Here is a 12,170-nt window from a genome sequence, read left to right as displayed (position 1 = left end):
CCACAATCTGACCAAATAATTTACAGATTTTATTTTTAAATATTAAGAGTGCTAAGATTTATTATATCTTTATTAATTATAATTTCTTTCAGTAATTTTACATACTCTGATGAGACAAATTATAATACAGATAATCTTTTTCATGTAGGTCAAATGAATTCTTATGATAAAAATTTTAGTCTTTATTTTAAAACTAGAGAAAAATCTATTTTAGCAAGAGGAGAAAATTTTAATTATGTTACTGATTTTCCCCAGGATCTATATATTTATGACTATAAAACAAAAACTTCATCCCCTTTAATCTCTTATGAATGGTTTCCATCACAAGCTAAATTTTTTTTAGAAGAGTATGGTTTTCCAGTTTTTCCAGAGGATTTTGCGTATTACCTACTAAGGGATAACAATACATTAATTATGATTAGTGCAATTAAAAATATCAAAACAAATTTTCAATTTGATATTGCGAATAAGAAATTAAATCAATATTCCTCTACTGGAAAACTAGAATTTATAATTTCATCGGTTGCAAAAAATTGTGGACATTCACATCTACAAGAAAATTATAAATGTAATTATTACAAACCTTTAATTTCTAATAACTTAATTAATTAATATTGATAAAAGCTTCTGCAAACTTTTCTGCATTAAAGATTTGTAAATCATCTTCTTTTTCTCCAAGTCCCAAAGCAATTATTGGTAGCTGATATTTTTTAGCAAGAGCTAATAAAATACCCCCTTTTGCTGTTCCATCTAATTTTGTCATTATTAGACCCGTAACAGGGATAATTTTATTAAATTCCTCTACTTGGTTAATTACATTTTGTCCTGAAGTAGCATCTAAAACCAGAATTACATCATGTGGTGCATTAGGATCTATTTTTTTAGTTACATTAGCAATTTTCTTATATTCTTCCATTAAGTTCTTTTTATTTTGTAATCGTCCAGCTGTATCAATTAACACATGATTAAAACCTTCTTTTAATGCTTCTTCTATAGCCTTGTATGCAACAGAGGCTGGATCAGACCCTTGTGATGATTTAATGATTTGTATATCAATTTTATTCGCCCAGCTTTCTAGCTGTTCGATAGCTGCCGCTCTAAATGTGTCACACGCAGAAAACATAACTTTATTTCCATTAGATTTTAAAATTTTACCTATTTTACCTATGGTTGTAGTTTTACCAACTCCATTAACTCCTGATATTAATACTGCATTGAGTGTTTCTTTTTTATCAAAAAAATTTTGGTTTTCTAATGGTTTCATTAATGTGATTATATAATTTTTAAGAATTAAATTAACCTCATTCATAATATCTTTTTTAGGATTAATTTTTTCTTCAGAAATAATCTTTTTAATTTCTTCGGCTGCTACAAGACCAACATCTGACTGAATTAAGTATTCCTCTATTTGATCTAATGTTTTGTCATCAATTTCTTTTTTAATAATTATATCTCTTAAACCAGAGGTGAAAGTAGATGCACTTTTTTTAAAACCAATTTTAAATTTATCAAAAATTCCCATTATAATTTAATATCTATATCTTGAATATCAGAGACTGGTCCCTTCATAAAAACACTATTTCTTTCGTCAATAAAAATTGTTAGTTTTCCTAGAGCAAACTCAATGTCTAAAGTTTTTTCAGCTAGTTGATTTATATTTGCTGCAACAGCAGTTGCACAAGCTGCAGTACCACATGCCTTAGTAAGTCCAGCACCTCTTTCCCAAACTTTAACTTTTATTAGATTTTTATTTATAACTTTTGCAAGAGTAACATTGCATTTTTCTGGAAAAAATTCATGATGTTCAATTTTTGGACCAAGGTTTTTCAAATCAAATTTTTCTATTTCTTCTACAAAAAATATTATATGTGGATTGCCAACATTAACGGCTGTACCCCCAATAAATTTAATATTATTGTCATCTATAATCTCAATTTTTAAATTTTTTGTATTCATTTCTCTAATTAAAGGAATTTCTTGCCAATCTGTTTTTGCTATTCCTATCTCAGTTTCTACCAATTTATTTTCAATGATATTAGATTTTAGCGAACCCGACTCTGTCAAAACTGTTATTTCCTTTTGCCCATTTTCTCTTGATAGGAACTCCGCAACACATCGAGTACCATTTCCGCAGGCTCCAGATATACTGCCATCTGAATTATAAAAAACTAGTTCTGCGTCAGCATCATTTGTTTTATTTTTTTTAATCAAAATTAGCTGATCACATCCAATGAAATTACGATCACATATTTTGATTATTTGATCTTTGCTTAAATTTAAGTCCTTTTTTCTTAAATCAATGATAACAAAATCATTGCCTAAACCATCCATTTTAAATGCTTTAATATCCATATGTAGATATTTAACTTATTTATTGACTTTTTGTACCTCTATTATAGGTTGTTGCCGTTCCCACAAAAACGTTAAATTTGTGGTGTCTTTGGTAACAAAGAGATCAACACTAGTCAGCGAGGATTCGCCCACTAGTGCAGTACTGCTATGTGTAAAAAAAATGTTTGAAAACTTAACAAATAAATTTGAAGAAATCTTTTCTTCTTTAAAAAAAGCACCATCACTTGATGAAAATCAAGTTGATGAAGGTTTAAGAGCTATTAGACAAGCTCTCTTGGAAGCTGATGTATCGCTTGATGTAGCTAAAGATTTTATAACAAGAGTTAAGCCAAAAGTTTTAGGACAAGAAATAATTAGATCAACCTCTCCGGGGGATATGGTTGTTAAAATTGTTCACGATGAGTTGGTAAGTTTTTTAGGTGAAAGCAACACAGATATTAATTTAAATGCTGTTCCACCAGTTTCGATGATGCTAGTGGGCTTGCAAGGTTCGGGTAAAACTACAACTACTGCAAAATTAGCAAAATACTTAGAAAAAAATAAAAAAAAGAAATTAATGATGGTCAGCCTTGATGTCCACAGACCAGCAGCACAAGAGCAACTTAAATCCTTAGGTGAACAAAACAATATTTTAACTTTACCAATTATTGAAGGACAATTGCCAGCAGATATTTGTAGAAGAGCAGTAAGTGCTGCTAATTTAAATGGGGCAGAAATTATATTATTTGATACAGCAGGAAGGACTCAAATTGATCTTCAGATGATGAGTGAGATTAAACAAATAGAGAGTATAATTAATCCAACAGAAACTTTTTTGGTCGCAGATTCATTAACAGGGCAAGTAGCAGCAGAGGTTGCTAAAGAGTTTAAAAATACCGTGAATTTAACCGGTATTGTTTTGACTAGAGCCGATGGTGATGCAAGAGGTGGAGCTGCACTTAGTATGAAGTATGTCTCTCAAGTTCCAATTAAATTTTTAGGGGTAGGTGAAAAAACAGAAAATTTAGAAGTTTTTCATCCAGATAGAATAGCAAATAGAATATTAGGTATGGGTGATATTGTTTCTCTAGTTGAGAAAGCAGCTGAAGATCTTGGTGAAGAGAACATAAAAAAAGCAGAAGAGAATTTAAAAAAAGGTCAATTTTCGATGGAGGACTATTTAACTCAGCTAAGACAAATGAAAAAAATGGGTGGAATAGAGGGGATAATGTCATTTATGCCAGGTGTTTCTAAGATGAAGGCACAAATGGATACTGCAGGAATTGATGAAAAAATTATTTCTCAAAATGAAGCAATAATTTTATCTATGACGAAAAAAGAAAGAGGAAATCCTAAAATCATTGATGGTTCTAGGAAAAAAAGAATTGCTAATGGCTCTGGAACAGATGCGGCCACTATCAATAAATTGCTTAAGCAATTTAAAATGATGTCTGAAATGATGAAAAAGATGTCAAAAGGAAACCTGAAGGGTATGTCCGATAAAGGAATACCTCCAGAGCTACTAAATCAACTTAAATAATAAAGGAGAAGAAATGTTAAAAATAAGACTATCAAGAGGTGGAACAAAAAAAAGACCAGTTTACAAAGTAGTTGTAGCTGATAGCCGACGTGCAAGAGATGGAAGATTTATTGAGAAGGTAGGATTTTTTAATCCTCTTTTACCAAAAGATAAAAAAGAAAGAGTTGGACTAGAAGCTGAAAGAATTAAATATTGGTTAGGTGAAGGTGCACAACCAACAACTAGAGTTGCAAGAATATTAGGTGAAAATAATTTAATCACAATGCCAGTAAATGGAAGCAATCCTCTTAAAGCGGTTCCAAAAAAAGAAAGAAAAAAAGAAGGTGATGAAGCTCCAAAAGCAGAGGCAGCTCCTAAAGCAGATGCTCCTAAAGAAGAAGCTCCAAAAGCAGAGGCAGCTCCTAAAGCAGATGCTCCTAAAGAAGAAGCTCCAAAAGCAGAGGCAGCTCCAAAAGCAGAAGCTCCTAAAGAAGAAGCTCCAAAAGCAGAGGCAGCTCCAAAAGCAGAAGCTCCAAAAGCAGAGGCAGCTCCTAAAGAAGAGGCAAAATAGTTTGACTTATGTGGCAAGCTCAAATTTTTACACTTTACCCAGATATTTTTCCCGGTCCTTTAAGCAAGGGGCTTTATGGGAAAGCTTTAGCAAATAAAATCTGGGATTTAAAAGTTGTAAACATAAGAGATGCAGCAGAAGATAAACACAAAACTGTAGATGACACTCCATTTGGAGGTGGTTCTGGAATGTTGTTAAAGGCTGATGTGTTAGCAAAATCTATTGATCAAAATAAAAAGGAAGGAGAAAGAATTTTTTATTTATCTCCTAAAGGAAAAAAACTTGATCAAAAATTAGCTTTAGAATTATCAAGAGAAAAATCTGTAAGTTTAATTTGTGGACACTTTGAGGGTGTTGATGAAAGAATATTGTCGACCAGAAATATTGAAGAACTTAGCATTGGTGATTTTATTTTGTCAGGAGGAGAAACGGCTTCATTTGTTGTTTTAGATAGTATTCTAAGATTATTACCTGGCGTTTTGGGAAATGAACAATCAAAAAGTGATGAGAGCTTTGAGAATGGACTTTTAGAGTATCCCCAGTACACAAAACCTCAAATTTGGGAGGAAAAAAGCGTTCCAGATGTGCTATTATCAGGAGATCATAACAAAATTAAAGACTGGCGTTTATCACAATCAGAGGCTATAACACGCGTCCGAAGACCAGATTTATGGGAAAAGTATAAGAAAAACTAATTAAAAATATAGCATTATGAAAACGATTGAAGAAATAAACCAATTTAACGTTAAAAAGATATTAGCAGAAAAAAAGATACCAGAATTTTTTCCTGGCGATGTTATTAAAGTTGGTGTGAGAATTACTGAAGGAAAAAAAGATAGAATTCAGTATTTCGAAGGTGTTTGTATTGCTAGAAAAAATAGAGATCTTAATTCATCATTTACAGTTAGAAAAATTTCATTTGGTGAAGGTGTTGAAAGAACGTTTCCTTTATATGGAACCGTTATTGACTCAATTACTGTAATAAGACATGGAAAAGTTAGAAGAGCAAAATTATATTACTTAAGAGATAGAACAGGTAAATCAGCTAGAATTGCAGAAAAAATTAGAAAAAAAATAGGTATAGAAGTTGATGTTAAGCCTGAAACAGTAACAGAAGAAACTTTAGCACCAGTAGAAGCTGTAGAAGCTGAGACTGAAAAACAACCAGAAGCTCAAGTTGAAACAAAAATAGAAAAAACTGAAGAAAAAAAATAATTTTTTTTCAATGCCTTTAACTCTTTACGATAAAATTTGGAACGATCATTTAGTTGATCAGCAGGAAGATGGAACAGCCCTACTTTTTGTTGATAGGCATTTAGTCCATGAAGTTACAAGCCCCCAAGCATTTGAAGGATTAAGAAATGCAAATAGAAAAGTAAGACAACCAAGTCTTACCCTAGCTGTTGCAGATCATAATGTTCCAACTACTGATAGATCTAAGGGTATTGCTGATGCAGAGTCAAAAATTCAAGTAGATACTTTAGAAAACAATTGTAAAGAGTTTGGAATTCAATATTTAGGAATGAATGATAAACGACAAGGTATAGTTCATATTATTGGACCAGAACAAGGATTTACACAACCAGGAACAGTAATTGTTTGTGGAGATAGTCATACAGCAACCCATGGGGCATTTGGAGCCCTAGCTTTTGGTATAGGCACATCTGAAGTTGAACATGTTTTGGCAACTCAAACCTTAGTGCAGAAAAAAGCAAAAAATTTCAGAATAAATGTAAATGGAAAGCTTCCAATTGGTGTGACTTCAAAAGATGTAATTTTACAAATTATAGGTGTTATTGGTACTGCAGGTGGAACAGGATCTGTTATAGAATATTCAGGTAGCCTAATTTCATCCTTAAGTGTTGAGCAAAGAATGACAATTTGCAATATGACAATTGAAGGTGGAGCAAGAGCTGGATTAATAGCCCCAGACGAAAAAATTTTTGAATATTTAAAAGGCAAGCCAATGTCCCCAAAAAATACAGATTGGGATAAAGCTATGAAATATTGGATGAGTTTAAAAACAGATGATGGTGCTAAATTTGATAAAGGAATAAACTTGGTTGCAGAAGATATTCTTCCCATGATTACTTGGGGAACATCTCCTCAAGACGTCATCACTATTGATGGCAAAGTTCCAAACCCACAAAATGAAAAAGATGAGGATAAGAAAAATTCTATAGAAAGATCTTTGAAATATATGGGTTTAAAGGCTGATACATTAGCTACAGATATAAAAATTGATAAAGTTTTTATTGGAAGTTGTACAAATGGTAGAATAGAGGATTTAAGAGAGGCTGCAAAAATATTAAAGGATAAAAAAAAAGCAGCACATGTTCATGCAATGGTTGTTCCAGGATCTGGGTTAGTTAAAGAACAAGCAGAACAAGAAGGGCTTGATAAAATCTTTATAGAGTCAGGATTCGAATGGAGAGAGCCAGGTTGCTCTATGTGTTTGGCCATGAATGCTGATAAATTAAAACCAGAGGAAAGATGCGCATCAACATCAAATAGAAACTTTGAAGGTCGACAAGGAAGAGGTGGGCGTACGCACTTAGTAAGCCCTGGAATGGCAGCTGCTGCAGCCATTTCTGGAAATCTTGATGATGTTAGAAAATATCAAAATTAGAAATGAAAAAATTTAATACACTTAAAAGCATTCCAGCTTATTTACCAATAGTTAATATTGATACAGATATGATTATTCCTAAACAGTTCTTAAAAACAATTAAGAGAACTGGACTTGGTAAAAATTTATTCTTCGAAATGAGGTACGATGATAACGGTAATAGTTTAAAAGATTTTGTTTTAAATCAAGAGCCTTACATTCAATCAAAAATATTAATTGCAGGTAAAAATTTTGGCTGTGGGTCATCAAGAGAACATGCGCCCTGGGCATTATTAGATTTTGGAATAACATGTGTGATAAGCTCAAGCTATGCAGATATTTTTTATAATAATTGTTTTAAAAATGGAATTTTGCCAATTACTTTGGAAGAAAATAAAATTAAAGAATTATCTGAATATTCAAAAAGAAAAGAGGAAATAGCAATTGATTTAATGGAAGAGAAAATAATTTTTGGAAATAATGAAATAAAGTTTGATATTGATCCTTTCAAAAAAAAATGCCTATTAGAGGGATTAGATGATATTGCTCTTTCATTAGCAAAAAAAGATAAAATCATGACATTTGAGGAAAATTTAAAAAATACTAAGCCATGGATATTTAATGATTAAAGTAAAAAAAAGAAAAATTTTACTTTTACCTGGGGATGGCATTGGTCCTGAAGTAATTCAGGAAGTGAAAAAAATTATTCAATGGTTAAATTCAAATAAATCTTTGGACTTTGAGATTGACCAAGATTTAGCCGGAGGATGTTCTTACGATAAACATGGAACTCCAATTACAGATGAAGTTTTTTATAAAGCTTTAGAAAGTGAAGTTGTAATGTTAGGAGCTGTTGGTGGTCCAAAGTGGGATAATTTAGATTTTTCTAAAAAACCTGAAAGAGCATTATTGAAATTAAGAAAAGAATTAAAATTATTTGCAAATTTGAGACCAGCAATTTGTTTTGAGCAATTAGTTGATGCATCAACTTTAAAGCGAGAAATTGTATCCGGATTAGATATAATGATTGTAAGAGAATTAACAGGTGGAATTTATTTTGGAGAACCAAGAGGAATTAAACCTATAGAAAATGGAGAAAGAAAAGGCATAAATACTCACACTTATACTACCAGCGAGATAGTTAGAGTGGCTAAAGTTGCCTTCGATTTAGCAAGAAAAAGATCCAACAAAGTTACTTCGTGTGAAAAATCTAACGTGATGGAAGCTGGGCAATTGTGGAAAGAAGAAGTTCAAGAATTACATGACAAAGAATATAAGGATGTAGAACTAAGTCATATGCTTGCAGACAACTGCGCTATGCAGTTATTAAGAAATCCAAAACAATTTGATGTGATTGTTACAGATAATTTGTTTGGAGACATGTTATCTGATCAAGCCTCAATGTTAACTGGTTCGTTAGGTTTGCTGCCATCAGCATCATTAGGAGCTAAAAATAAAGAAGGAGAAATGAGAGCAATGTACGAACCCATTCATGGATCGGCACCTGATATAGCCGGCAAAGGAATTGCTAATCCAATCGCTAGTATTTTAAGTTTTGCAATGGCTTTAAAATATTCTTTGGATTTAGATAAAGAGGCGGAGGCTTTAGAGAAAGCGGTTCAAGATGTACTAAATGATGGCTTAAGAACTAAAGATATTCTATCAGAAGGCACAAAAGAGGTTTCAACTTCTCAAATGGGTGATGCGATAATTTCAAAATTGCAATAATCTATTAATTATTCTAAACTATTTTTATGCCAACCTATTCTGCTCCAGTAGAAGATATGATGTTTCTTTTTGAGAAATTGAGAGACAACAAAAATTACAATGAATTAGAAAAATATAAAGAAGTCAGCTCTGAACTAGTTAAGGATATATTAGAGGAGGCAGCAAAAATAAATCAAAATTTAATTTTACCACTTGCAAAAATAGGAGATGAAAATCCTGCAGTTTTAGAAAATGGAGTAGTAAGAACACCCCCAGGATATAAAGAAGCGTACCAAAAATATATTGAAGATGGTTGGACTTCTTTATCTTGTGATCCAAAATATGGTGGCCAAGGAATGCCAAAAACTGTAAGTGCATTTTTTGATGAAATGCTCTCTTCTGCAAGCCTATCATTTAAATTATATAGCGAATTAAGTATTGGAGCATACAACTGTATTAATCATCATGCTTCAGATGAAATAAAAAATACGTATTTACCAAAGATAGTGGAAGGTAAATGGAGTGGCACAATGTGCTTAACAGAACCTGTGTGTGGAACTGATTTAGGACTTTTAAAAACAAAAGCAGAAAAACAAAGTGACGGAACTTATAAAATTACTGGTCAGAAAATATTTATTACTTCGGGAGACCAAGATTTGACAGAAAATATTATTCATTTAGTAATTGCTAGAGCAACAGATTCTCCTGCTGGGACTAAGGGTATTAGCTTATTTTTAGTTCCTAAATTTAAAGTAAATGAGGATGGGACTGTTGGCCAACGAAATGGAATATCAACAGGATCCATTGAAAGCAAGATGGGTATTAAAGGTTCTGCTACATGTGTGTTAAATTTTGATCAAGCTACAGGTTTCATGATTGGTAAAAAAGACAAAGGTCTAAATGCAATGTTTACAATGATGAATCTTGAAAGAATAGTTGTTGGTATTCAAGGATTAGGAATTTCTGAAATTGCTTATCAAAATTCACTTGCTTACGCAAAAGAGAGAAAACAAGGTAAAACTAATAATACTAAATCTACTAATGGTGCAGATTTTATAATTGAGCATGCTGATATAAGAAGATCATTATTAAATATGAAATCAATAATAGAGGGTGAGAGAGCCTTATGTTTTTGGTTATCGCAACAAACTGAAGTTAGCCTGAATCATCCAGATGAAAAAATTCGCCAAGAGGCCTCTGATTTTGTTTCGCTAATGACTCCAGTGGTAAAGTCATTATTTACAGATCTAGGCATGGAAATTACAAATGATGCAATGCAAATTCATGGAGGTTATGGTTATACTAAAGACCAAGGGATAGAACAATTATTTAGAGACAACAGAATAACACCAATATATGAGGGAACAAATTCTGTGCAAGCTGCAGACTTAGTTTTTAGAAAATTATCCAATAAAAATGGAAGTATAATTAATAAATTTTTAGATCTAATAAAATCTGAAACAGATATAGATAACGAAAAAATTAAGCCATTTACTAAGGATTTTGCTCACTATTTAAGCATCTTAACTAAGTTTAGTGAATGGATAAATGAAAAAACAAAATCAGATAAAGACGATGTGAGTGCAGCAGCAAACGATTATTTAAAGACACTTGGGTTTGTGTCTGTTGCTTATGCTTGGATAAAAGTTTTAGACATAAGTTTTAAAAATTACGATGAGAACAAAAACTTTTATGATGATAAAATAAATACGGCAAAATTTTACTTTGATAAAGTTTTACCAAGAGCAGAGCAACATTATAAATCAGCCATATCTGGAAGCTCAAATATAATGAATTTTAAATTTAATTAAAATGAGTCATTACGATACTAATTTAAACAAAAATGCAGCAAACTATGTTCCATTAACACCGATATCTTTTTTGGAAAGAGCGAAAGATGTTTACCCAAATTATGAAGCAATTGTTTATGAAGATCGAAAATATACTTGGGCTGAAGTTTATAAAAGAACCACTAAATTTGCTAGTGCACTCGAAAAAATTGGTGTTAGTAAAGGTGATACTGTTTCGTTTTTAGCTTTTAACACACCAGAAATTTTTGAGGCTCATTATTCAGTTCCTATGATGGGTGCGGTGTTAAACACAATAAATATTAGGCTGGATGCTAATACTATCTCTTATATTTTAAAACATAGTGATGCAAAAGTATTAGTAGTAGATAGACAACTTCACATAGAAGTAAAAAAAGCATTAAGTAAATTGGATAAAAAAATAACTATTATCGACATACACGATAAGTTTGCAGATCAGTCAAAGTTAGAAAAAATTGGTGAACTAGAATATGAAAGCTTCTTAGAAACAGGTGATGATGGTTTTATTTGGAAAAGACCAGAAGATGAGTGGCAAGCTATATCATTAAGCTACACCTCTGGCACAACAGGGAATCCTAAAGGAGTTGTTTATCATCATAGAGGATCATATTTAATGGCAACAGGAAGTGCAGTTGCATGGAATATGCCTAACAGATTAAATTTTTTAACAATTGTTCCAATGTTTCATTGTAATGGCTGGTGCTATCCTTGGACAGTTCCAATGTTAAATGGAAGGACTATTTGTTTAAGAAATATAGATATTAAAAAGATTTTTGAGTTAATTGATAAATACAATGTTACTCATTTTGGAGGTGCGCCAATCGTATTAAATATGATTACGGGTGCTCCAGAAAGTGATCGAAAAAAATTAAAACACAAAGTTCATGTGCTTACCGCAGGAGCTCCACCACCAAGTATAATTTTCAAAAAAATGAAAGAACTTGGTTTTGAAGTAATGCATGTTTATGGTTTAACAGAAACTTATGGTCATGTTACTCAATGCGCTTGGAATAATGATTGGAATGAATTTGATGAAGACAAACAAAATGAAATTAAAGCAAGACAAGGTGTAAGGTATCCTAATCTTGAAGGTGCAACTATTATGGATCCTGAAACTATGCAAGAAGTACCCAGAGATGGAAAAACAATTGGTGAGATTATGCTTAGAGGTAACGTGGTCATGAAAGGTTATTTTAAGGACAAAGCAGCAACAGATAAAGCTATGGCAGGTGGCTGGTTTCATTCTGGAGATTTAGCGGTAATGCACCCAGACGGTTATGTTAAAATACAAGACAGATCTAAAGATATAATTATTTCTGGAGGAGAAAATATATCTTCAATTGAGATCGAAAATACGCTTTCTAAACATCCCTCAGTATCAATTGCTGCTGTTGTTGCTAAGCCTGATGAAAAATGGGGAGAGGTACCATGTGCATTTATTGAAATGGTAAAAGACAAGCCTACAACTGAAAAAGAATTAATAAGCTTCTGTAAAGAAACTTTGGCTAGTTTTAAGGTTCCAAAACAAGTTGTTTTCTGTGAATTACCAAAAACTTCTACGGGAAAAATTCAAAAATTTGAACTAAGAAAAAAATTTTAGGTAAT

The 12,170-nt window shown here is 32.0% G+C and carries 12 protein-coding genes; 10 read left to right on the top strand and 2 right to left on the bottom strand.

Annotation, left to right across the window (positions count from 1 at the left end; all coding sequences use genetic code 11):
• The first annotated feature begins 48 nt into the window (after positions 1 to 48).
• Entirely contained in the window at positions 49 to 612 is a 564-nt protein-coding gene (locus AC5SL1_RS05970) for a hypothetical protein (RefSeq protein ID WP_494599459.1), read from the top strand.
• Here AC5SL1_RS05970 and ftsY read toward each other — a convergent pair.
• Together ftsY and dapF are read right to left on the bottom strand one after the other, a co-directional pair.
• Positions 605 to 1,522 (bottom strand): signal recognition particle-docking protein FtsY, encoded by a 918-nt coding sequence (gene ftsY, locus AC5SL1_RS05965; protein ID WP_494599458.1) that lies wholly within the window; start codon positions 1,520 to 1,522, stop codon positions 605 to 607. The two genes, AC5SL1_RS05970 and ftsY, sit on opposite strands and share 8 nt — an antisense overlap.
• Complete coding sequence (gene dapF / locus AC5SL1_RS05960; RefSeq protein WP_494599457.1) at positions 1,522 to 2,352, bottom strand: diaminopimelate epimerase; 831 nt, start codon at positions 2,350 to 2,352, stop codon at positions 1,522 to 1,524. Before dapF ends, ftsY begins: the two co-directional genes overlap by 1 nt.
• A gap of 160 nt (positions 2,353 to 2,512) precedes the next feature.
• Here dapF and ffh point away from each other — a divergent pair, with 160 nt between their 5' ends.
• From ffh to AC5SL1_RS05915, 9 genes are read left to right on the top strand one after another with little or no spacing between them, the layout of a single operon-like run.
• The gene (ffh, locus tag AC5SL1_RS05955; protein WP_494599456.1) at positions 2,513 to 3,871 is read left to right on the top strand and encodes a signal recognition particle protein; all 1,359 of its coding nucleotides are present in this window, start codon (positions 2,513 to 2,515) and stop codon (positions 3,869 to 3,871) included.
• A gap of 13 nt (positions 3,872 to 3,884) precedes the next feature.
• A complete protein-coding gene (gene rpsP / locus AC5SL1_RS05950; RefSeq protein WP_494599455.1) occupies positions 3,885 to 4,421 on the top strand; it encodes a 30S ribosomal protein S16 in 537 nt (178 codons plus the stop codon).
• Between the two features lie 8 nt (positions 4,422 to 4,429).
• Complete coding sequence (gene trmD, locus AC5SL1_RS05945) at positions 4,430 to 5,116, top strand: tRNA (guanosine(37)-N1)-methyltransferase TrmD (protein WP_494573046.1); 687 nt, start codon at positions 4,430 to 4,432, stop codon at positions 5,114 to 5,116.
• Between the two features lie 16 nt (positions 5,117 to 5,132).
• Entirely contained in the window at positions 5,133 to 5,636 is a 504-nt protein-coding gene (gene rplS / locus AC5SL1_RS05940; RefSeq protein WP_494586468.1) for a 50S ribosomal protein L19, read from the top strand.
• Positions 5,637 to 5,646: 10 nt separating this feature from the next.
• The gene (gene leuC, locus AC5SL1_RS05935) at positions 5,647 to 7,050 is read left to right on the top strand and encodes a 3-isopropylmalate dehydratase large subunit (protein WP_494599454.1); all 1,404 of its coding nucleotides are present in this window, start codon (positions 5,647 to 5,649) and stop codon (positions 7,048 to 7,050) included.
• Positions 7,051 to 7,052: 2 nt separating this feature from the next.
• Complete coding sequence (leuD, locus tag AC5SL1_RS05930; protein ID WP_490039840.1) at positions 7,053 to 7,658, top strand: 3-isopropylmalate dehydratase small subunit; 606 nt, start codon at positions 7,053 to 7,055, stop codon at positions 7,656 to 7,658.
• On the top strand, positions 7,651 to 8,757 hold the full coding sequence (gene leuB / locus AC5SL1_RS05925) for a 3-isopropylmalate dehydrogenase (protein ID WP_494599453.1): 1,107 nt from the start codon (positions 7,651 to 7,653) through the stop codon (positions 8,755 to 8,757). Before leuD ends, leuB begins: the two co-directional genes overlap by 8 nt.
• 26 nt (positions 8,758 to 8,783) lie before the next feature.
• A complete protein-coding gene (locus AC5SL1_RS05920) occupies positions 8,784 to 10,547 on the top strand; it encodes an acyl-CoA dehydrogenase family protein (RefSeq protein ID WP_490039838.1) in 1,764 nt (587 codons plus the stop codon).
• Position 10,548: 1 nt separating this feature from the next.
• Positions 10,549 to 12,165 (top strand): acyl-CoA synthetase, encoded by a 1,617-nt coding sequence (locus AC5SL1_RS05915; RefSeq protein ID WP_494599452.1) that lies wholly within the window; start codon positions 10,549 to 10,551, stop codon positions 12,163 to 12,165.
• The last annotated feature ends 5 nt before the right edge of the window (positions 12,166 to 12,170 follow it).

Source organism: Candidatus Pelagibacter sp. PS_10_02 (assembly GCF_059418005.1).
The sequence above is the reverse complement of the archived record's forward strand: the minus strand, read 5'-3'. Positions and strand labels throughout refer to the sequence as shown.